The 21863-nt window shown below is 62.9% G+C and carries 16 protein-coding genes; 11 read left to right on the forward strand and 5 right to left on the reverse strand.

The window, feature by feature from the left end; all coding sequences use genetic code 11:
* Window positions 1-3 precede the first annotated feature (3 nt).
* Window positions 4-1221 (reverse strand): threonine ammonia-lyase, encoded by a 1218-nt coding sequence (gene ilvA / locus DWB23_RS14105; RefSeq protein ID WP_121743452.1) that lies wholly within the window; start codon window positions 1219-1221, stop codon window positions 4-6.
* A gap of 481 nt (window positions 1222-1702) precedes the next feature.
* Between ilvA and DWB23_RS14110 the strand changes: the two genes are divergently transcribed.
* Together DWB23_RS14110 and DWB23_RS14115 are read left to right on the forward strand one after the other, a co-directional pair.
* Window positions 1703-2461 carry an IclR family transcriptional regulator gene (locus tag DWB23_RS14110; protein ID WP_121743453.1) on the forward strand — a complete coding sequence of 253 codons (759 nt, stop codon included), beginning with the start codon at window positions 1703-1705 and terminating at the stop codon, window positions 2459-2461.
* A gap of 336 nt (window positions 2462-2797) precedes the next feature.
* Window positions 2798-4081 (forward strand): amidohydrolase, encoded by a 1284-nt coding sequence (locus tag DWB23_RS14115; protein ID WP_162989829.1) that lies wholly within the window; start codon window positions 2798-2800, stop codon window positions 4079-4081.
* Window positions 4082-4156: 75 nt separating this feature from the next.
* Here DWB23_RS14115 and DWB23_RS14120 read toward each other — a convergent pair whose 3' ends face one another.
* Together DWB23_RS14120 and DWB23_RS14125 are read right to left on the reverse strand one after the other, a co-directional pair.
* Window positions 4157-4909, reverse strand: coding sequence for an IclR family transcriptional regulator (locus DWB23_RS14120; RefSeq protein ID WP_121743454.1), 753 nt, complete (start codon window positions 4907-4909; stop codon window positions 4157-4159).
* 399 nt (window positions 4910-5308) lie between these two features.
* Window positions 5309-6082, reverse strand: coding sequence for a creatininase family protein (locus DWB23_RS14125; RefSeq protein WP_121743455.1), 774 nt, complete (start codon window positions 6080-6082; stop codon window positions 5309-5311).
* A 255-nt stretch (window positions 6083-6337) separates the two neighbouring features.
* Here DWB23_RS14125 and DWB23_RS14130 point away from each other — a divergent pair, with 255 nt between their 5' ends.
* Genes DWB23_RS14130 through DWB23_RS14150 form a run of 5 tightly spaced genes read left to right on the forward strand, consistent with a single transcriptional unit; the run spans window position 6338 to window position 12391 of the window.
* Complete coding sequence (locus DWB23_RS14130) at window positions 6338-7909, forward strand: ABC transporter substrate-binding protein (protein WP_121743456.1); 1572 nt, start codon at window positions 6338-6340, stop codon at window positions 7907-7909.
* A gap of 21 nt (window positions 7910-7930) precedes the next feature.
* Window positions 7931-8935, forward strand: coding sequence for an ABC transporter permease (locus DWB23_RS14135; RefSeq protein ID WP_170972410.1), 1005 nt, complete (start codon window positions 7931-7933; stop codon window positions 8933-8935).
* Entirely contained in the window at window positions 8935-9918 is a 984-nt protein-coding gene (locus DWB23_RS14140) for an ABC transporter permease (protein ID WP_121743457.1), read from the forward strand. The genes DWB23_RS14135 and DWB23_RS14140 overlap by 1 nt, the downstream gene beginning before the upstream one ends.
* Window positions 9919-9920: 2 nt before the next feature.
* Window positions 9921-11036, forward strand: a complete 1116-nt coding sequence (locus tag DWB23_RS14145; protein WP_121743458.1) for an ABC transporter ATP-binding protein — start codon at window positions 9921-9923, stop codon at window positions 11034-11036.
* A complete protein-coding gene (locus tag DWB23_RS14150; RefSeq protein WP_121743459.1) occupies window positions 11036-12391 on the forward strand; it encodes an ABC transporter ATP-binding protein in 1356 nt (451 codons plus the stop codon). Before DWB23_RS14145 ends, DWB23_RS14150 begins: the two co-directional genes overlap by 1 nt.
* Window positions 12392-12438: 47 nt before the next feature.
* Here the strand turns inward: DWB23_RS14150 and DWB23_RS14155 are convergent, their stop codons facing one another.
* On the reverse strand, window positions 12439-13263 hold the full coding sequence (locus DWB23_RS14155) for a polysaccharide deacetylase family protein (RefSeq protein ID WP_121743460.1): 825 nt from the start codon (window positions 13261-13263) through the stop codon (window positions 12439-12441).
* 151 nt (window positions 13264-13414) lie between these two features.
* The gene (locus DWB23_RS14160) at window positions 13415-14506 is read right to left on the reverse strand and encodes a phosphotriesterase family protein (protein WP_121743461.1); all 1092 of its coding nucleotides are present in this window, start codon (window positions 14504-14506) and stop codon (window positions 13415-13417) included.
* Window positions 14507-14621: 115 nt separating this feature from the next.
* Between DWB23_RS14160 and DWB23_RS14165 the strand changes: the two genes are divergently transcribed.
* The 4 genes from DWB23_RS14165 to DWB23_RS14180 all read left to right on the forward strand — a co-directional run bounded on the left by DWB23_RS14165 (window position 14622) and on the right by DWB23_RS14180 (window position 21513).
* Window positions 14622-15479 carry a VOC family protein gene (locus DWB23_RS14165; RefSeq protein WP_121743462.1) on the forward strand — a complete coding sequence of 286 codons (858 nt, stop codon included), beginning with the start codon at window positions 14622-14624 and terminating at the stop codon, window positions 15477-15479.
* 123 nt (window positions 15480-15602) lie between these two features.
* Complete coding sequence (locus DWB23_RS14170; protein WP_121743463.1) at window positions 15603-16739, forward strand: NAD(P)/FAD-dependent oxidoreductase; 1137 nt, start codon at window positions 15603-15605, stop codon at window positions 16737-16739.
* A gap of 776 nt (window positions 16740-17515) precedes the next feature.
* Window positions 17516-19540, forward strand: a complete 2025-nt coding sequence (locus tag DWB23_RS14175; protein WP_121743464.1) for a hydantoinase/oxoprolinase family protein — start codon at window positions 17516-17518, stop codon at window positions 19538-19540.
* Between the two features lie 2 nt (window positions 19541-19542).
* Window positions 19543-21513, forward strand: a complete 1971-nt coding sequence (locus tag DWB23_RS14180) for a hydantoinase B/oxoprolinase family protein (RefSeq protein WP_121743465.1) — start codon at window positions 19543-19545, stop codon at window positions 21511-21513.
* Window positions 21514-21863 lie beyond the last annotated feature (350 nt).

Below are 21863 nucleotides of genomic sequence, written 5' to 3' on the forward strand. Positions count from 1 at the left end.
GTTTCACCGGCCGAGGTTCTCGACGGCGTATCCCGCGTCGCGTATCGATTCGACGATTCGAGTCGTCTGACTCGCGCCGCTCGTCTCGATCCGAAACTGCAGGTACGCGTTCCCGACGTCCAGATCCATCGCCGAGCGCTCGTGGTTCACGTCGCGGATGTTCGCGCCACAGTCGGCGATGATACTCGAGATGTGGCTCATCTCTCCCGGCTGATCGACGATCCGGACGCGCAATCGAACGACCTGTTCGCGGTGGGTGAGTCCGTGGGTGAGAACCGTCTGGAGGTCGGTCATACTCAGATTCCCGCCACAGAGGAGCGGGACGACGACCTCGTCGCGGACGTCCAGTCGATCGCTTCGCATCGCCGCGACAGAGACCGCACCCGCACCCTCGACCATCTGTTTAGTTCGCTCCAACAGGAACAGGACGCTCTCTGCGATCTCGGTGTCAGAGACCGTGACCACCTCGTCGACGTACTCGGAAATCAGGTCGTAGGTGAGGTCGGAGATGCCGCCGGTCGCGATCCCGTCGGCGATCGTCTGGACCGAGTCTCGCGTTCGGGGCTCGCCCGCCTGTAGGCTCTGGGGGACGGTCGCCGCACCGTCAGCCTGGACGCCGACGATCCGCGTGTCGGGTGAACGTTCGCCGATCGCCGTCGCGATTCCGCCGATGAGTCCGCCGCCGCCGATCGGGACGATCACCGTATCCACCGAGGGCACCTGCTCGAGGATTTCCAACCCGAGCGTCCCCTGACCGGCGACGATATCCGGATCGTCGTACGCGTGCACGAACACGCTGTCGTCGTCGACGATCGACTTCGCGTACTCCATGGCGCTACGGAAGGTCTGGCCGCGGAGGACGACTTCGGCACCGTAGCCTTCCGTCGCGTCGATCTTCGCCTGAGGCGCGTTCGTCGGCATCACGATCGTCGAATCGAGTCCTGTCTTCGCCGCCGCAAGGGCGACGCCCTGCGCGTGATTTCCCGCACTCGCCGCGACCGCGTTCGTGTACTCGGTCGACGAACGCGCACACTTCGCGAGTTTGTTGTACGCTCCTCGAGTCTTGAACGACCCGGTTCGTTGGAGATGCTCCATCTTGAGTCGAACCGTCGCTCCGACCGCTTTCTCGAGCGTTCGACTCGTTTCGATCGGCGTCACTTGAACGATGTCGTCGTCGAATCGGTCGCGGGCGTCCTGAATATCGGAGACCGTTACGTTCATGGCTGACATGGCTGGTGTCGATCGCGAGACTCTTTCGTGAGTTCGCTTTGCTGGAAGATGTGGGTCGGTCGTCTTATAGCTACGGGTCCGACAGGCTGTACCGTTCGATCGAACTTCTAGGTCCGACGCGATACGAATCACAACGCGGTCGGATTCTCGGAGCAACTCTCTCGGCCACACCGCCACAGTGGTTCCCCGTACTGGGGAAAACAGCCAGCGGGTGAGGCCCGAACTGCGAGGATCGACAGCGTGTGAGCGCTGTCTCACGTCAGCCGCTGACTAACTGACCGATATTTCACGAAACCCACTCGCAATTCGAGAACATTGTGCAAGCGGACGCAAAACCACAACTTCGACGAAAACCGTTTTCCCAAGAACGGAATGAGGGTTGTTGTCGAAGGTCACACCGGATCGAGAGTAGGGAACGGTGATTCCCGCAGTCACGGGTGGATTTATACGTTGGATCCCCCACAGTGTGTCCATGAACGGGGCCGACGACAGGAGCACTCGAAAAACGACCGAAACCTCGCTCGCCGTGGTCGAGGCGATCAACGAACTCGACGGAGCGACGCTGTCCGAACTCGCAGCACACTCCGGGCTCGCCACCAGCACGCTGCACACGCACCTCCGGACGTTAGAAGAAACCGAGTACGTGACTCGAATCGACGGGACGTACGAACTCGGATTGAAGCTTTTCTATCTTGGGGAAAACGCCCGTCGGCGAGACGACAGATACGCGTCGGCAAAAGCGAAGGCGTTCGAACTGGCGAATCGAGTTAACGAAGAGGTGAACTTCGCCGTCGAGGAGTACGGCCGATCGATAATGCTGTTCGACGAAACGCCGTCGCCGTCCGACGACGGCTTTCAGGTCGGGCGGTACTTCCACATGCACAGTTCTGCCAGCGGGAAGGCGATGCTGGCCGAGTTTTCGGAGCCGCGAGTGCACGAAATCATCGACAAGTGGGGGCTTCCGGAGCACACGGCGAATACGATCACGACCGCCGACGACCTGCTCGCGGAACTCGACGAGATTCGAGAACAGGGGTACGCGGTCAATCGCCAAGAGGAGTTAGAGGGACTCCACTCGGTCGCGATGGTCGTCAAGGAACCCGACGGGACCGTCTTCGGGTCCCTGGACGTTTCCGGTCCGCCGTACCGACTGCCCGACGATAGCGACATCGCGGACCAGCTTCGACCGGTCGTTCGGGAGTTAGAATCGGAGCTCTCGCCGCCGGTGTAAATTACACCGGTACAGCTGTAATTCTCAGCCGGTTGCGGATTTCGGCGCGTCGCTACGAATCCGAAATACCGGCGACGCGACGTCGAAAGTGCGATGGGACGTACGGAACGCGAGACTCGAGCGCCGGCTTCGGAACGGAATTCGTCGTCGAGAAGCGTGCGTTCCGCAGAGGGGAAAGGCGCGCTAGCGAGACGCGTAGTTTGAACTCGCACTGGATAGTCGTTCTAACTCGAGCGAACGGCGATGCGTTTCATCCTCCCGCGATGGTTCGCTCGACTCACACCCGTCAACAATGGAATAACAACGACTTTATCGATACTGTTCGAACCGACGCGCATGGACCACTCTATCGACGCGGAGCGACTCGTCGACCTTCGACGGGAATTCCACCAGCGACCCGAACCGGCGTGGCGGGAGTTCTGGACGACCTGCCGAATCGTCGACGAACTCGAGCGCCTCGACGTCACCGAGATTCACGTCGGGCCGGACGCGCTCGCGACGGAGCGGCGGGCGGCCGTTCCCGACGCGGAGGAACTCGAGTTCTGGTTCGAACGGGCGAGATCGGCCGGCGCTCGCGAATCGACGCTCGAGCGACTCGAAGGCGGTAACACGGGTGCGGTTGCCGTACTCGAGCGCGGGGACGGTCCGACCGTCGCCCTTCGCGTGGATATCGACGGCCTGCCCATCGAGGAGTCCACGGACGACGATCACGCACCCGCGGCGGAGGGATTCCGGTCTCGTCACGAGGGGACGATGCACGCGTGTGGACACGACGCGCACGCGACCATCGGTCTCGGCGTGCTCGAGGCGGTCGCGGAGAGCGATTTCGACGGCACGTTCAAGGTGATCTTCCAGCCGTCCGAGGAGCGGATCGCGGGCGGCGAACCCGTCGCGAAGAGCGGTCACCTCGACGACGTCGACGCGCTACTGGCGGTCCACGTCGGGCTGAACTACCCGACTGGAACGGTGGTCGCGGGTATCGAGGGATCGCTGGCGGTTCGCCAGATGGCCGTCACGTTCGCCGGAGCGCCGGCCCACGCCGGCGCGCGACCGAACGAGGGGCGAAACGCGAATCAGGCGCTCGCGACGGCGACGACGAATCTCCACGGGATCGCCCACCACTCGGACGGAATCACCCGAGTCAACGTCGGCGTGATCGAAGGCGGGACGGCCGTAAACGTCGTTTCGGAGCAGGCGTACATGGAAGCGGAGGTACGCGGTGGGACGACCGAGCTCATGGAGTACATGTACGCGAACACCAGGCGGATCATCCAGTCGGCGGCCGAGATGCACGACTGCGAGTTCGAGATCGAACCGCAGGGCAGCGCGCCCAGCATCGAGAGCGACGATCGCCTCTCTGACGTGGTCGCGACGGTTGCCGACGACCACCCGTCCGTCGACCGCATCCTCGAGTCCGAGCGCCTCGCCGGAAGCGAAGACGCTGCGCACCTAATGACGGAAGTCCAGGATCGAGGCGGGATCGCGGCCTACGTCGGGATCGGGACCGATCACCCGACCGGCCATCATACGTCGACGTTCGGCATCGACGAGGCGAGCCTCGAGATCGGCATCGACATCCTCACCGGGACCGTACTCGAGATAGGCGAGGCCGGCGTGTAACGGGTATTCGCCTGCTCGACGGAGTCTGCAGCGAGCGATTTCGATCGACCGTTAGCCGCCTGCTAAAACCGAGCGCTACGAGAGCTTCATCTGGAGTTCGAACTCGTTCGCGATCCCCAGTATCGTCTGCGGAAGCGACTCTTCGAACCAGTCCTCGTGCATCTGATTCGCCGGTCCCGAGACGCTGAACGCGCCGACCACCGTATCGTCCGCGTCGAAGACGGGAGCGCCGACGGCTTTGACGCCGGCGATCTGTTCTTCGATGTTGAGCGCGTAGTTCTGGTCGCGGATCGTTTCCAGTTCCGTCCGCAACTCCTCGACTGAGGTTATCGTCTGTGGAGTAAACTCCTCGAGTTCGATGTCCGAAACGTCCAGCGAGTCGTCGTACGCGAGGACGACTTTCCCGGCTGCGGTCGCGTGGAGCGGGACCCGCTTCCCGATCGTCGATTTCGTCCAGAGTCCGTGTTTTCCGGCGGCAGTGTGGATATAGACGCCGACATCGTGTTCGGCGACGAGGAACACGGATCGGCAGTTGGTCTCTTCGGCGAGCATTTCGGTGTATCGCTTCGCGTTGTCGTACAATCCCTTTCTCGTGTGGACGTACTCGCCCAGCCGGAGAAATCGGAGTCCGAGGTAGTACCTGTCCTGTTCCCGCTCGACGTACCCGTTCTCGGAAAGCGTCGAGAGGTGTCGATGCACCGTACTCGGCGCGACGTCGATGTGCGCCGCCAGTTCCGAAACGCCCGCTCCGTCGAGTTCGTGAAGCGCCTCGATCACGTCGAGCGTGATTTCCGACGTTTGTAGCCCGCCGGAACGTTGGTCACTCATACCACGGTATTCTTGTGAAAGCAATTAGCATTCCGCTTTCCGGAAAACTGTGCAGCGATGGTGGGAAGCAGTCTCGAGGGTGTGGGGTGTTCTCGTGGCTCAATTGGTCTGGGAGCGATGATTCTTCCGTCCGGAACGGACGGAGAGGGGCGGCGTCACGACGATTCGCGTCAAACGCAGTCGGGGCGTCTGGTTATGGCGACGGACAAACGCGAACCGCGGCGATCGCTCGAGAGGCGTTCGTCGCTGGTGAGGAGATCGGCCGTTCGCATAGCGGATACGCCCGTGCAGCGCCGTTCGTTGGCGGTGGCTCGTGCCCGTCACCGACGCCGGTTCGGCTGCTGGTATCCCGTGTGGTTTCCGAGAACCATCCGGAGCGACGTGGTACGGTCCCTTCGACTACTGGTTAGTGGGTGCCGAGGTTGCGGTTAGCGTGAGCAGATCCGCGCTGATCGCGTCCAGGATCGCGTCGGTCGTCTCGTCGATGAGCCGTTCCATGAACACCGGATCGGACTCGGTCGGATCGCCGAGCCCTCCTTCCTCCGTGAGTTCGTGGAAGTAACTGAACGGGTGCGCTTCGAACCGTCCACGCCTCGTCTGGGGGACCTTCTTCTCTTTGCGAACCCGTTCCGGGTAGTAGTGTTCGATCTGGCTGGTCTCGTACTCGCCCGCGTGGCCCCACTCCGTCCCGAACCGTTCCTCGAGTTTTTCTCTGGCGAAATCCGTCCAGTGAACGTAGAACACGTCGAGATCGTACTCCCGCTGCAGTCGGTCGATCGCCAGTTTGTGCGGTTCCCTGTTCCCGCCGTGACAGTTCACGATGAGAAGCGTGGACACGCCGTGGTGGGCGACACAGCGTCCGAGCTCGACGATCATTTGAATGTACGTTTCGGACGAGAACGTCATCGTTCCCGGGTAGTCGATGTGGTGTTCGGAGTAGCCGTAGGACAGCGTCGGTAACCCGAGCAACTCGAGGTCGTACGCCGGTGCGCGCTCGAGAATCTCGTTCGTGAGACGTTCGGCGCGAATCGAATCGACGGAAAGCGGCAGATGTGTCGAATGCTGTTCGGTGCTTCCGCACGGGAGCGCGACGATATCGACCGTCTGGAACGCGTCTTCTGTTTCTTCCCACGTTAGATTCTCTAACCAGTAGGTATCGGCTGGGTCAGCCATGACAGGCCCTATTGATGAACAGGTATTAAATGCTTGGATCACTGTCAACCTGTTCGTATTTTCGTCCACTCGCGAGACTCGAGACGACAGCGCCGCCGCGTGACCGCCGGCTGCGGAATTTGAATATTTTGAGAATAACCCCCTATTTGGCCTCCGTTCCGATTCGCCTGTGGGCCGGGTACGCGTGTTTATGCAGTTCTACGACCGGCGACACCCAATAACTATATATACATGCAACTCACAACAGTAGTTCGTATGCCAAACATTAACAGGAGAGTATTTCTGGCGACAGCGGGTGCTTCGGCATCCCTCGCGATCGCTGGATGTACGGGGACCGACAGCGGTTCGGGGGACACCACGACGCTAAACGTCGGGCAGGCGTTGAGTCCAGTTCACTTCGACCCTATCGAACAGTTCTCGAATCCCGACGCGATCGTCGGGAACCGAATTTACAGCTCGATTTACACGTATACGGAGGGGTACGACGTTGAGCCGGAACTGGCGACCGCCGCTCCCGAGATCGAACGGGACAACACCAGATACACGATCGAACTGAGAGATGACGCTCAGTTCCACAACGGCGATCCGGTGACCGCCGAGGACGTCGCGTACTCGATCACGGCACCGGTGGAGGAGGGAACGCCCCTCGCGTCGCTGTTCTCGCCGATCGACACGACCGAACTCATCGACGAGAACACGATTCAAATCGACCTCGAGAACCCCTTTGCGATGTTCGAGGAGGTCTTGACCCATCACGTTGTCCCGAAGGCGGTCCGCGAGGCGGATTCCGAGGCGTTCGGAACGAGCGAGCCGATCGGCTCCGGCCCGTTCCAGTTCGTCGATTGGGAGGAGGGGGACTACGTCGAACTCGAGCGGTGGGACGACTACTGGGGCGACGAACTGCCGGAACTGGAGCGGGTTCGATTCGAGCCGATCGGCGAGTCGACCACTCGGATCACGGAGATCGAAACGGGAGCGAAAGACGTCATCGAGACGGTGCCGCCGCAACTCTGGTCGACGGTGGAGGGGATGGACGACACGACGATCCACGAGTCGCCCAGCGTCGGGTACTTCTACGTCGCGTTCAACTGCAACGAGGGGCCGACCGCCGACGTCCGCGTTCGCGAAGCCATCGATTATACGTTCTCGATGGATCAGGCCGTCGAACGGTACATCGAACCCGCCGGGGAGCGACAGTACAGTCCGATGCCGACGGGATTAGCCGAGGAGTGGGACATGCCTGTCGACGAATGGGCCGAGATCCCACACGACACGGATATGGATATGGCTCAGGAACTGTTCGACGAAGCCGGCGTTCCCGACGACTGGGTCGCGACGATTCTCGTTCCGCCGGACGACAATCGCGAGGAGATCGGTCTCACGATCGCCAACGGGATCCAGGAAGCGGGATACGATGCGAACGTCGAACGACTCGAGTGGGGAGCGCTGCTCGACCGCGCGTACACCGGAAACGCGGACGATTACAACATCTACGTCCTCGGGTGGATCCGCTACGCCGATCCCGACGACTTCATGTTCAACCTGTTTCACGAAGAGGCGGAGGAGGTCAACCAGGGCGTCTTCTACCGCGACCCGGACGTTCAGGACCAGATCGCCCAGGCGAGGGAGACGGTTGACGTTGACCGCCGTCGCGAACTGTATATCGACGCGATTACCACGCTCCTCGAGGAACGGGTTCACTTGCCGTCGTACAACTACTACAACGTCTACGCGGCGAAAAACTACGTCAAGGAGTTCCAGACGCACCCGATCGGTCCCGTCAATCCGCGTCTGCTGACGTCGTACAATAATGTCTACCTCGAATAAGAGCTACACGCTACTCGCATCATGAGTCTCATTCGCTACAGCGCTCGCCGGCTCCTGCAGTCAGTGTTCATGCTGGCTGGAATCGCCACGATCACGTTTCTTCTCGTCAACGCGATGCCCGGCGATCCCGTTCGAATCATGCTCGGTCCCGGGACCGATCAGGCGACCATCGACGCCGTTCAGTCCAGGTACGGACTGGATCGACCGCTGTACGAACGGTATTTCAACTACATGGCGGGCGTCGCACAAGGCGATCTCGGCAACAGCATTCACTACAACGGGGTCCCGGTCACCGAGAAGATCCTCGAACGGCTCCCGGTGACGCTCCTCCTCGTCGCCTCGAGTTTTACGCTGGCGATCAGCATGGCCGTCCCGCTCGGAGCGATCGCCGCGAAACGACAGAACAAGGCGACCGATCACGTCTCTCGCGTCATCGCCCTGGTCGGCGTCAGCACGCCCTCGTTCTGGATCGGTCTCATGCTCATCATCGTCTTCGCCTACCAGCTCGACGTCTTCCCCTCGTCCGGGTTGATCATGCCGTGGGCCAGCCCGAGCGACGTCCCGCAAGCAACGAATCGGATCGACGTCCTCGGGGCGGCGGTGTACCACCTCGTGTTACCGACGATCACGCTCGGAACGCTCCAGACCGCGGCGATTATGCGCATTCAACGATCCTCAATGCTCGAAGTCCTCAATCGCGACTACATCACCCTCGCGCAGGCGTACGGCGTCTCGAGTCGGACCGTGCTGCGAAAACACGCGCTCCGAAACGCACAGTTGCCGGTCGTGACGATCATCGGGATACAGTTGACGACGGCGCTCGGCGGGGCCGTACTCACGGAAACCGTCTTCAGCATCAGCGGAATGGGAACGTTGATAATTACGGCCGTGAACAGTCAAGACTATCCGCTCATCATGGGAGTCACGCTGGTATTCGGCGTCATCTTCGTCGTCGGCGTCCTGATCACCGACCTGCTCTATGCCTACCTCGATCCGCGAATCACGTACGGTGGAGGTGAGCACTGATGGCGACGCAACCGGAGACCCCGATAGACGAACAAAACGTCCCGTCGTCGAAGCGCGAGGGGGGCGAAACCATCCGGGATCTCAGCGGCTGGCGCTACACGCTGGCGCAGGTCAAACGCGACTCGACGGCGCGCCTCGGCTGGTACATCATCGGCATCGTCACCATCGTTGCCGTCTTCGCCTACATCGATTCGCAGCTCCTGAACTACTATTTCGCGGACACGTTCTGGCACCACCCGGAGCGCGACTCCGACGTGACCGCGTTGCTTCCCCCTGTCGGGATCGAAAACAGTTACGGCTCCGGGACGTGGTCCCATCCGCTCGGGACCGACCAACGCGGGCGGGATCTGCTCGTTCGTATCGTCTACGGAACGCGGATCGCGATTCAGGTCGGCGTCGTTGCCACGGGACTCGGCGTGGTCGCGGGGACGATCATCGGCGCGATTTCCGGATACTACGGTGGCTGGATCGACGACGTCCTCCAGCGAACCGTCGAAACGGTGTACGCGATTCCGTTTCTCATCCTCGTCATCGCGATCATGTCCGCGTTCGGGCGTCACCTCTGGATCGCCATCGTCGGCGTGGGCGTGGTGACGATTCCGATCTTCGCACGGCTCATTCGATCGGAGGTGCTGAAGGTACGGGAGGAAGAGTACATCGAAGCCGCGAAAGCGATCGGCGTCAAAGACCGCCACATCCTGGCGCGACACGTCATTCCGAACAGTTTCGCGCCGGTGTTGGTACAGGGAACGCTACAGATCGGTGTAAACATTCTCATCGTCGCGGGGCTCTCGTTTCTCGGGTTCGGAGTCCAACCGCCGACGCCGTCCTGGGGACAGATCCTGGCTGATTCGCGGGGCTATATGCTCCCGAATCCGTGGTTTAGCATCTTCCCGGGGATCGCGATCCTCGTGACCGTCATGGGGTTCAACCTCCTCGGAGACGGGCTTCGAGACGCACTCGACCCGCGAAATAACGGATAACTATGACTCAAGATCCACTTCTCAGCGTCCAGAACTTGACGACGCAGTTCGTCACAGACGAAGGTATCGTTCGAGCCGTCGAGGATCTCTCCTTCGACGTTCACAGGGGAGAGACCGTCGGTATCGTCGGCGAGTCGGGTGCCGGAAAGAGCGTCGCGATCCGGTCGATTATGCGGCTCATCTCGTCGCCCGGCGAAATCGTCTCCGGCACGATCACGTACAAAGATCACGTCGTTCTCGACCGGACGCAGGGTCCCGACGGCGACGTCCGCGACGGCGAGTCGATGCTTACGGAGGCGGAGATGCGCTCGAAGATACGGGGTCGTGAGATCGCGCTCATCTTTCAGGACCCGATGGAGAGCCTGAATCCCGTGTTTACGATCGGAAGCCAGCTCCGGGAGTTCATCGAACTCAACCGGGATCTTTCGAACGCCGCGGCGAAGCGGGAAGCCGTCCGATTGCTCCGGGAGGTCGGCATCCCGGAAGCGGAGTCGCGATACGACGAGTATCCGCACCAGTTCTCCGGCGGCATGCGACAGCGCGTCCTCATCGCGATGGCCCTGGCCTGTCAGCCGGACCTCATCGTCGCGGACGAGCCGACGACGGCGCTCGACGTGACCGTCGAAGGGCAGATACTCGACCTGATCGAGCGGTTGAAAACGGAGTACGAGACGAGCTTTATCTGGGTCACCCACGACATGGGCGTCGTCGCCGAAATCTGCGATCGAGTGAACGTCATGTACCTCGGCGAACTGATCGAGCAGGCCCCCGTCGACGAACTCTTCCACGAGACGAAACACCCGTACACGGAAGCGCTGCTCAGATCGATCCCGAAGCCACACGAGACGACGGGACTCTTCGAGCCGATTCGAGGAATCATGCCGGACGCGATGCACGCACCCAGCGGATGCCGGTTTCATCCGCGCTGTCCCGAGGCCCGAGAGGTCTGTACGACCGCCCATCCCACCATCAGAACGGTCGCCGACGGCCAGAAATCCGCGTGCCTGAAACACGACGTCTTCGACGCGAACTACGCCGACAGCCCGCTGCTCGAGGAGGGGGAGGACGGCGAACGGGTGCTTGCGGATCGGACGGAGTCCGTCGGGGGTGACGACTGATGACGACGAGCGAAGCGTTCGAAACGGACAGTCCGAACCGCCGCTCCGGCGCGACTGACGAAGCAACCGCGACGGACGACGACGAGGTCCTGCTCAGGGTGAGCGGTCTGAGCAAACACTTCCCGGTCGAGAGCGGGTTGTTATCCGGGCTGAACGTCTCGTGGGACGGACCCGTTCCGTCCGTCGAGTTCGATCGAGCATCCCTCAAGGCGGTCGACGACGTCTCGTTCGATATCCGGCGGGGAGAGACGCTCGGTCTGGTCGGCGAATCCGGCTGCGGGAAAAGTACGCTCGCTCGAACGATCCTTCGGCTGCTCGAGCCCACGAGCGGAACGATCGAGTTCGAGGGGACCGATATCACGACGCTCGGCGGGGAGGACCTCCGGCAGCGACGGCGGGACATGCAGATGGTGTTTCAGGACCCCCAGTCCTCGCTGAATCCGCGAATGAAGATCGGACGGATCGTCGAGGAGCCGCTGAAGACGCACGGATTGCTCGACGGGGACGGTAGGGAGGTCAGGGCGCGGGAACTCCTCGAGCGGGTCGGACTCGACGCGGACCACTACAACCGCTACCCACACGAGTTCTCCGGCGGCCAACGACAGCGCGTCAATCTGGCCAGAGCGCTCGCACTCGACCCCGATCTCATCATCTGTGACGAACCCGTCGCCTCGCTCGACGTCTCGATCCAGGCGCAGGTGCTGAACACGATGAAAGAGCTTCAAGCGGAGTTCGGACTCACCTACCTGTTCATCGCCCACGACCTGAGCGTGATCCGCCAGATCAGCGACCGCGTCGCCGTCATGTACCTCGGGAAGATCGTCGAGTTGGGCGACAAAGAAGAGGTGTACGAGAACCCGAAACACCCGTACACGAAGGCGCTACTCGATTCGATTCCGGTGCCGGACCCGCGGAAACGAAACGAGCGGAAGACGCTCAGCGGCGACCTTCCGAGTCCCGTGAACCCGCCCAGCGGGTGCCGATTTCGAACGCGCTGCCCCGAACTGATCGCGCCCGAGACGTACGACCTCGAGGACGCGGAGTGGGACGCGCTGCGAGAACTCGTCCGCGTGATCGATCGACAGCTAGTCGAGCCGTCGCCGCCGGCGGCGCTCAGGAGTCGATATCTGGACGGCGTGGACCTGCCCCCGGACGCCGACGAGGTCGTCGAACGGGCCCTCGAGCGCTTCGCCGACGAGGAGTCCGAGCGGGCCGCCGAACTCCTCACCGAAGCGTTCGTGACACCCAGCGTCTGTGCTCGAGAGATGCCGAGTTACGAGATCGATTCGGTCGTCGGAACCGGTACGCACTCCGTCGCGTGTCATCGGTGCGCCGAGAACGCGCACAGCGGCTGATCGCCGGCCGTCCCGTCCTCTCCGATTGCTGTCTCCGTTGGTCGCGATCAGCGATCGACGAACGCGTCGACGACGCTCGAGAGCGTCCGGAACTCGACGTCGGAGCGCGCGCGCATGGACTCGAGCAGTCGTTCGAGGTTCGCCAGTCGGTGCGATTGTCCGCTGACCTGCGGGTGGATCGTGAGGACGAACACGCCGTCGTCGACGTGCTCGTGCATCCACTCGAACTGCGTCTGCCACTGGTCGAACACCGACCGTTCGGTGACGAACCCCTGACCGCGCCGGTAGGCGAACGGCGGAAAGTCGTCGCGCTGCCACGAGACCGGAAGTTCGACGATTTCGGTCGGGACGCCCCTGTCGAACGGCCCGTCGAGCGGCGCCTCCCAGTCGTCGTGGAGTCTGTACGGGAGGAAGTCCGATCCCATCTGACTCGAATCCCACTCGAACTCGAGGTCGCGAAGGATGGACAGCGTCCGCGGCGAGAAGTCCCACGACGGCGAGCGAAAGCCGACCGGACGGCGGCCCGTGAGGGCTTCGATGCTCTCGATCCCGCGTTCGATGTCCGCCCGTTCTTCGGCTTCGGTCTCGTAACTCGACAGCGGCCGGTGGGTCCATCCGTGGTGTTGGACCTCGTGTCCCCGCGACCAGACCGTCTCGCAGACGTCGGGGAAACTCTCTATCGTGTGCCCCGGAACGAACCACGTCGTCTCGATATCGTGGCGGTCGAACAGGTCTAGGAGTCTCGGCGTGCCGTGATCGACGCCGAAGAGGCCTCGCGACAACTTCGTCGGACTCTCTCCCGCGTCGAAGAGGTGGAGCCACGCCGATACCGCATCGAAGTCACAGGTGATGCAAACCGTCGATCTGGACATACGGAGCGTACCGGCGGCGGCAACCTAAACATTGGTATCCCGGGCGCGTGCGTGCGTCGTCCGTTGCAACCGATCGATTGTTTTCGCCTCCTCGAAACTGAGTCGACACGACGGGTCGGGAGCCGATGACGGTTCGGTCGCGCCCTCGAGATCACTCCGCGAACGTCAACAGTCGCTTCGGGTTCGTCTCGAGCATCGTCGAAATCTCCCCGTCGCCGATCCCGCGGTGGCGCATCATCGGAACGATCGTCTCTAGCACGTGGGCGTACCCCTCCCCGCCGTAGGTGCTCCTGGTCGTCTTCGTCGCGACGTCCTGGGAGAGCAGGACGTTCTCGAGGTAGCCGGCGTCGATCAGTTCGCGGATCGAATCGACGCGCCACGAGTCCGAGGGGTACCCGTCTTCGATCGCCTCGAGATAGGCGTGCCGACCGAAGAGGTCGTACTCGAGGTACGCGCCGCGAGCCGCGACCCGTTTTTGGTACCCGAGATCCGCGTAGAGCGACCGATCGACGTGCCCGATCACGACCCGTTCGGGCGCGAGTCCTTCCTCCTCGATAATGTCCAGGATCTCCAGTCCCCACCTCGACGTCGGATAGGTGCGGTCTCTCTGGCTGTACCGGGTCTTTCCCGGCGGGTGAACCGTCAGCGGTGCGCCGGTTCGCGTCGCCGCTCGAGCGGCCGCGCGGAGCACCGTCTCCTCGTCGTCGTGGATCCGACCGCTCACGCCGATCTCGCCGATGATTCCCGCCCGAACGTCGGTGTCGTCGATCCCGTCGCGCACGTCCCGAACGAACTCGTCGGCGATCGCGTCCGCGGAACGGTCCGCGAGGGAGTCCGGGTGCGCCCCCTGAACGTAGTACCCCGTCCCGTGAACGATCGTGAGGCCGGTCTCCCGCGAGATCGCCCTGACGCCAGCGGGATTCTCACCGAGCCCTTTGGGCGTCACGTCGACGAGGGCGTCGCCGCCCGCTCGCGAGAACTGGCGGAGTTCGTCGACGAGTTCCGCGGCGGAGTTCGCGCGAAGATTGTCGCGACTGCCGGCCGGATGCCGTCGGAGCCACGAGAGGTGTTCGATCGAAACCGGCCGCCGAGCGATCGCTCGCTCGGCCGCCGACTCCGGTTCGACGAACAGCGGGTCGACCCCGTCGAAGAAGACGTGTTCGTGTGGGAGCGTCACTCCGAGATCGCCCGGATCGATACGCCCGGTTACGGTAACGACGGAGCCCCTATCCGTTCTCGACATGACTACCGAGACGAACCCCGTCAACGTATACGTACCGTTCGACGCGCGGTGTTGCCCTTTCGACGCCGGATCCGCGATCTAGCGGATTTATGTTCCGTCGGTTGCACGACCACGTATGAACGGCGGACTCGGTGCGTTCCGGTTCGATCACGCGATCCTCGCGAGTCGGGAACTCGAGCCGATGAGCGAACGGCTCGCCTCCCGCGGACTCGTTCCGGAGTACGGCGGCCTACACGCGAACGGTGTCACGCACAACGCGCTCGTCGGATTCGACGACGGAAGCTACCTCGAACTGCTCTCGACCGTCGACCCGGACGAGACGCCGCCGCGGCGCGCCCGGTTGATCCGCGAGACGGCGGGTCCCTGCGGGTGGGCCGTGGGAACGACGGCCCTCGAGGCGGCGATCGAGCGGTTCGCCGACCTCGGGTTGACGGTCGACGGACCGATCGAGATGGAACGCCGGACGGACGACGGCGAACTCGCGAAATGGGCGTGTGCGTTCCTCGGCGACTGCGTCCCCGGAACCCGGTATCCGTTTCTCATCGCCGACCGAACGCCGCGGTCGCGACGCGTCCGCTCGAGCGAATCCGTCCGCGGGACGGAACTGACCGGCGTCCGGACGGTGTTGCTCGGCGTCGCCGAACTCGATCGAGCGGTGGCCGAGTACGAGCGCTTCTTCGGACTCGAGTCCGACGGTCGGTGGGTCGACGACGACCTGGGTCTCGAGGTCGGGACGTTCGAGGGGTCGCCGATAATCATCACGGCACCGCTCCCGGAGAACGAGTGGTTGACCGAGCGCCTCGAACGGTTCGGAGCCCTCCCGTGGGGATTCCTCCTCGAGACGACGGACTTCGATCGGACGGCGGCCCGGTTCCCCATCCGCCGGTGGGAGCGGCCGTCTTCGGGACGGGCCGGGTGGATCGACGCGCCGTTCGGCGTCGACGGCAGACTCGGGGTGGTCGAACGTGCGTGATCGAATCGTCCCGCCCGGGGGAGACGGGCGAACGTTGCGTTCAGTCGTCCGGACGGGAACCGTCCGACGACCCCGTTCGACGACGAACCGACGACGACTCCATTCGACGACGAACCGAGTACGATGACCCGCAACACGCACGACGTGATACTCGTCGGCGGCGGAATCGTCGGCGTCAGTACCGCCTACTACCTTTCGACGCGGACGGATCTCGACGTCGCGCTGTTCGAGGCCGACCGGATCGGCGGACGCTCGACCGGCCGCTCCGCCGGCGGCATCAGACAGCAGTTCTCGAACGAACTCGAGGTGCGCCTCGCGATGGAGAGCGTCGAGCGATTCGAGCGCTTCGCGCGGGAAACGGACCGCGTTACGTTTTCGCGGAACGGCTACGTGCTCCTCGCGCGGACGGACGACGAGGCGACGCGGCTCCGAGTGGACGCGACGCTCCAACGCCGGCTCGGCCTCGACGTGAGGGAACTGGCACCCGAGACGCTCGCGGAGTACGTCTCCTACCTCCGAACCGACGATATCGTCTCGGCGAACTACTGTCCGACCGATGGCGTCGTCGATCCCCACTCGGTGACGACGTGGTTGGCCGGCCGTGCGCGGGAAGCGGGCGTCACCGTGCGCGAACGAACGCCGGTTACCGACGTTCGAACGAGCAATACGGGTACGATGACTGTGACGGCGGGGAACGACGAGTTCGTCGCCGGGACGGTCGTCGTTGCCGGCGGCGTCTGGTCGGAGCAGTTGCTCTCGACGGCGGGCGTCTCGCTCCCGGTCGATCCGACGCGAATCCAGATTATCGTGACGGAACGACACCCCAAAATCGACGGCGACGATCCGTTCGTCGTCGACCTCGAGCGACGGATGTTCTTCCGTCCGGAAGCCGGCTCCTCGTTGCTCGTGAGCGGGCAGCTCCCGACAGGTGACGAGCCGGTGGATGTCCGAAACTACGAAACGGCTCACGATTACGCGTTCAGCGTGGCGGTGTCGGAATTCCTGCTCGATCGGACCGTCGGACTCGGCGACCTCGAGGTCGCGAACGGATGGGCGGGGCTCAAGGGCGTGACGCCCGACGGGCTCCCGCTCGTCGGACCCGTTTCCGACGACGAGGGGCTGCTCGTCGCGACGGGATTCAACGGTCACGGGTTCATGCTCGCCCCGGCGATCGGTCGTGCGCTCAGCGACTACGTTACGACCGAAACGTGGTCGGACCTCGACCTCGAGCCGTTCTCGCCGAGACGATTCGATCGGTGACCCGCTCGACTGCCGCGAGCGCACCCGCTGTCGGTCGGCACGACGACTCGTCCGTTCGGCGTCCATCACTCTCGAGCGGGCGACGCGGTCGTATCGAACCGAGAGTTGGTGGATATCCGTCACGACTAACGGCGATCGGTCTTGGACGGACGCGGCAATAGTCGGCGGATCGAAACGCGTTCTCGATGGCGGAGGGACTGAAGTGCGAGTACTGATCAGTTGGTACGTTTTGATACCCTTTGACTGCGTGAAACGATCTCTCCGAGACCGCGTTTCTCGTCGTCGGTTGGGGCGATCCGACTTCCACCTTTCGAACGAACGATTCGACGACGCTGGGCGAACCCCGACCGAACCGCGGTTGGGACCGTCGAAGCGAGAGCGGATCGGTTCCACGACTCGAGAGTCGGCGACCGGGTACGTATCCGCGGGTAACGTGTTCGATACGTGCACAACTAGCACACGCTACGATCGAATTGGACGCGTAACTGATAGGTGCCGGTGAAGCGTCACGGGAGACGGGGCTAACGCACTCGAGGAGTCCGAAGACGCCGTTTCGTGACTGGAACCGTCGCTCCTGTTGTTTTCCGTGTTTACGTCGCGACGGGTTGCATCGGCGTGCCAACTGAGAACGAAACTTGCCCTTCCGTTCAGCAATCTATCGTTCCAGGCCACATTCGCAGTTGTAGTACCGGATTTGCCGGATAGATATCAGAATTTCTACGGATAATAGCAGAGTGTTAATATACGCGGCGTATGTTGGTTGCTGTGTAGGCACAATGACCCGAACAGGAGTAGATATCGGTGGAACGTTCACTGACGTCATCGTTTTCAACGAGCGTACAGGCGAGATAGAAATCACGAAGACGCCGTCGACGCCCTCGAACCCGGCGGAGGGCGTCATCAACGGACTGCTGAAGGCGGATACGGAGATCGCCGATCTGGACTTCTTTTCCCACGGATCGACGGTCGGGACGAACGCCCTCATCGAGCGCGAGTTGCCCCGTATCGGGTTGATAACGACCGAGGGGTTCCGCGACGTTCACGAAATCCGTGACGCGACGAAGAGCGAACTCTGGGACGCGTACGAGGACGTCGCGGAGCCCTACGTTCAGCGCCGCGACCGACTGGAGGTGCCCGAGCGGGTCGACGCCGCGGGTGAGATCGTCGAACCGCTCGACGAAGCGGCGACCCGAACGGTGGCCCGTCTCCTCCGAAAACGGGGGATCGACACCGTCGCCGTCTCGCTCGTCAACGCCTACGCAAACGGCGAACACGAGCAGCGCGTCGCGGAAATCGTCGCGGAGGAACACCCGGACGCGTTCGTCTGTACGTCGAACGAGATCCTTCCGGAGATGTTCGAACACGAACGGACCAGTACCACCGTTATCAACGCCGCGCTGGTGCCGGTCGTCCGCGAGTACCTGACCGATCTCTCGACGCAGTTGTCCGACCGGGGTTACGACGGGGACGTCCTCGCGATGCACTCCGGCGGCGGTGTGATGACCACCAAGGCGATCGCCTACTACGCCGCTCGAATCGCCAACTCCGGCCCGACCGCCGGTGCGATCGCCAGTCAGTACATCGCACAGCAGTGCGGGTTCGAGAACGCCATCGGATTCGACATGGGCGGAACGAGCGCCGATGCGTCGCTCACCTATCAGGGCGACATCGAGATGACCGACGAGTGGGCGGTCGAATACGGCTACCCGATCATGTTCCCGTCGACGGACATCGAAACGATCGGTGCCGGCGGCGGTTCCGTCGCGTGGATCGACGACGGCGGATCCCTCCGCGTCGGCCCCAAGAGCCAAGGTGCGGACCCCGGCCCGGCCTGTTACCTCCGCGGCGGCGACAAGCCGACGACGACCGACGCCAACGTCGTCCTCGGATGGATCGACCCGGACGAGTTCCTCGGCGGAGACATGGACGCGACCGCCGAACCGGCCGAACGGGTTATCCAGCGCGATATCGCCGATCCGCTCGGACTCGACCTCACCGAGGCCGCCTCGGCCGTCGAACAGATCGCCGTCGCCAACATGTCGAACACCGTTCGTCTCGTCTCGACGAGCAAGGGGTACGACCCACGAGACTTCGCCCTGATCGCCTTCGGCGGCGCGGGGCCGGTCCACGCCGCCAACGTCGCCACCGAGATGAACATTCCGACGGTCATCGTCCCGCCGTACCCGGGCATCAACTCGGCGCTCGGCTGTCTCCTCGTCGACGTCGAACACGACCTCTCCCGGACGTTCATCGCCGATGCGACCCCCGACGTCGCCGACGACCTCGAGGCGGCCTTCGCGGAGATGGAGGGTGAGATCCGCGAGCGACTCGCAGGGGAGGATATCGACGACGACGAGATACGGATGGACCACGAGGTGAAGATGCGGTACACCGGTCAGTGGCGATCGCTCGAGGTTCCGTGCTCGCGCCCCATCGACGACGTCGAGTCGATCCGCCGGCGGTTCCACCGCCGACACGAGCAGACCTATGCCTACTCGGACGACGCACAGCCGGTCGAGATATACGGACTGCACGTCACCGGAAGTGGCGTCGTCGACAAACCGTCCTTCCCGACGATCGATGCCGGCGACGCAGCCGACGCCCATCGAGGGACTCGAGAGGCGTACTTCAAGGAGAGCGGTGCGTACGTGGAGACGGATATCTACGACCGGGAGGCGCTCGGCGCGGGGGCGACGATAGACGGGCCGGCGATCGTCAATCAGATGGATTCGACGATCGTGATCCCGCCACACGCAACGGCAGCGATGGACGAAATCGGAAATATCCGTATTACGGTGTAATCATGGCAGACACACAACCACAGGCAGATATCGACCTCGACCCGGTGACGTTCGAGGTGCTCCGGAGTTCCTACCGGAACCTCGTCGATCGAATGGCCGAACAGATCCAGCGGACCTGCTACTCGTTCGTTATCTACAACCGCGACTTCAGCAACTGTCTGAACGACGCGCAAGGAAACACGATCATGCAGGGATCGCAGGATATCGCCGTCCACGTCGGGACGCTCCACTACACCTGCAAGGAGACCCTGGAGTACTTCGAGGGCGATATCAACCCCGGCGACGTGTACATCGTGAACGATCCCTACGCCGGCGGGACGCACATCAACGACGTCCGGATCATGCGTCCGGTGTTCTACGACGACGAACTCATCGCCGTCACCCAGTCCAACGGTCACTGGGCCGACGTCGGCGGCCCGGCACCCGGCTCGTTCAACATCGACGCGAACGAGTACTTCGCGGAGGGGCTTCGCATTCCGCCGGTGAAGATCTGGGACGCCGGCGAGTACCGCGAGGACGTCGCCAACCTCTTGACGACCAACATGCGTCTCTCCGAGGACCGAATCGGCGACATGCGGGCCCAGACCGAAGCGACCCGCATCGCCGAGGAACGACTGATCGAACTCGCCGACAAGTACGGCGTCGAGACGGTTCTTACCGCGTTCGACGAGTCAAAAGATTACGTCGAGCGCATGATGCGGGAGAAAATCCGAGCGCTTCCGAACGGAACGTGGAAGACCCAGGACTACATCGACGCCGACCCCAACGGGGCGGAAGGGCTCGTGACGGTCGACGTCGAGATGACGATCGACGACGACGAGGTTCACTACGATCTCTCCGGATCCGACGGCTACATCGGGAACTTCCTGAACTCGACGTTCGGAACGTCCTTCTCGGCCGTTATCGCGGGTACGAAGATGTTCTTCCCCGACGTGCCGCTGAACTCGGGGATGTACCGCGTCGTCAGCGCCGACCTTCCCGAGGGAACGGTGGTGAACGCGCCGGAGCCGGTTCCCGTCACCGGCTCGGTCGCCGGTGCCTACGAGAAGGTGATGAACGCCATCTTCGAACTCTGGTCGGAGGTGCTGCCCGAACGCGCGATGGCGTGTGCGTTCAATCTCGAGTACCTGCTCGCCGGCGGACGGGATCAGCGTTCCGGTCGCGACGGGCGAGAGTTCGCCTGGTACGACTGGATGGCCGGTGGCTGGGGCGGGCGAGACGGGAAGGACGGGGCCAACGCGACTGCGCCGGTCTTCGGTGCCGGCCTCGCCGTCCAGTCGCTGGAAGGCCAAGAGCGCGACGCGCCGCTCGTGACGACCGAGCATTCGATCGTCACCGACTCGGCGGGGCCGGGCGAGCACCGCGGCGGGTGTGGGCTTCGAAAGGGAGGGCGAATGCTCGCCTGCGAAAACAGCGTCATCTCCTACTGCTCGGATCGCGCCCGGTCGATCACCTGGGGTATCAACGGCGGACTTCCGGGCGTTCCACACGGCGTGACGCTCGATCGGGACGGTCACGAGCCAGAGGAGATGGGCACGGTGTTCTCGAGCGTCCCGATTGAGGAAGGCGACACGTTCGTCCGTCCGTCCTCCGGCGGCGGCGGGTTCGGCGATCCGCTCGAGCGTGACCCCGAAGCCGTCCTCGAAGACGTAAAAGACGACTACGTCTCAATCGAGCGAGCGGCCACGGACTACGGCGTCGTCATCGATCCGATCGATCCGGAGCTCTGCGAGTACGAGATTGACAGCGAAGCCACGGAACGGAAACGAGCGCACATTCGCGAAAACCGTGACGGGTGGCTGCACGAGGATCCGGAAGCCGTCGCCGAGCGCTACCACGACGGTGAGCTCGACAAACTCGACCTCATCCGGCAGTACGGCGTCATTCTCGACTGGTCGACCGGCGAGTTACTCGAGAACACGACTGCGCAGTTCCGGGAGATGCTCGAGGAACGCGCCGTCGGCGAGTGGTAACGAGCGACTGAACGCTGTTTTCGTCGTTTTGACGCCGGTGTCCGCTATCGGCGTAGTCGGACCTCGAGCGGGTGTTCTCCGAGTAGCGCATCGGATACTATCGTCGCTTCGAGGGGACTGACAGCATCGTTCTCTTCGCACTGGTTCTTGAGGCAGACGGCGATCGGAGTAGACATCCCACTGAAGTGGCGCGTCGGCGGCTTCCGATTCGGATCGTGCATACGGCAGCGAACGACTTCGCTCGAGTCGATCCGTCTGGGCCACGTTGCACATTGTATAAGAGATACGAGTAGCGTGAAAACGAGTCCCGATTTAACTCCACGGATGGGAAGATTTTTAACCAATGGCGG

This window comes from Natronorubrum halophilum, assembly GCF_003670115.1.
In the GTDB taxonomy this organism is placed as follows: domain Archaea; phylum Halobacteriota; class Halobacteria; order Halobacteriales; family Natrialbaceae; genus Natronorubrum; species Natronorubrum halophilum.

Coding starts and splice junctions, on each gene's coding strand:
- ilvA (WP_121743452.1), bottom strand. CDS start 1,221: ATGAACGTAACGGTCTCCGATATTCAGGACGCCCGCGACCGATTCGAC.
- DWB23_RS14110 (WP_121743453.1), top strand. CDS start 1,703: ATGAACGGGGCCGACGACAGGAGCACTCGAAAAACGACCGAAACCTCG.
- DWB23_RS14115 (WP_162989829.1), top strand. CDS start 2,798: ATGGACCACTCTATCGACGCGGAGCGACTCGTCGACCTTCGACGGGAA.
- DWB23_RS14120 (WP_121743454.1), bottom strand. CDS start 4,909: ATGAGTGACCAACGTTCCGGCGGGCTACAAACGTCGGAAATCACGCTC.
- DWB23_RS14125 (WP_121743455.1), bottom strand. CDS start 6,082: ATGGCTGACCCAGCCGATACCTACTGGTTAGAGAATCTAACGTGGGAA.
- DWB23_RS14130 (WP_121743456.1), top strand. CDS start 6,338: ATGCCAAACATTAACAGGAGAGTATTTCTGGCGACAGCGGGTGCTTCG.
- DWB23_RS14135 (WP_170972410.1), top strand. CDS start 7,931: ATGAGTCTCATTCGCTACAGCGCTCGCCGGCTCCTGCAGTCAGTGTTC.
- DWB23_RS14140 (WP_121743457.1), top strand. CDS start 8,935: ATGGCGACGCAACCGGAGACCCCGATAGACGAACAAAACGTCCCGTCG.
- DWB23_RS14145 (WP_121743458.1), top strand. CDS start 9,921: ATGACTCAAGATCCACTTCTCAGCGTCCAGAACTTGACGACGCAGTTC.
- DWB23_RS14150 (WP_121743459.1), top strand. CDS start 11,036: ATGACGACGAGCGAAGCGTTCGAAACGGACAGTCCGAACCGCCGCTCC.
- DWB23_RS14155 (WP_121743460.1), bottom strand. CDS start 13,263: ATGTCCAGATCGACGGTTTGCATCACCTGTGACTTCGATGCGGTATCG.
- DWB23_RS14160 (WP_121743461.1), bottom strand. CDS start 14,506: ATGTCGAGAACGGATAGGGGCTCCGTCGTTACCGTAACCGGGCGTATC.
- DWB23_RS14165 (WP_121743462.1), top strand. CDS start 14,622: ATGAACGGCGGACTCGGTGCGTTCCGGTTCGATCACGCGATCCTCGCG.
- DWB23_RS14170 (WP_121743463.1), top strand. CDS start 15,603: ATGACCCGCAACACGCACGACGTGATACTCGTCGGCGGCGGAATCGTC.
- DWB23_RS14175 (WP_121743464.1), top strand. CDS start 17,516: ATGACCCGAACAGGAGTAGATATCGGTGGAACGTTCACTGACGTCATC.
- DWB23_RS14180 (WP_121743465.1), top strand. CDS start 19,543: ATGGCAGACACACAACCACAGGCAGATATCGACCTCGACCCGGTGACG.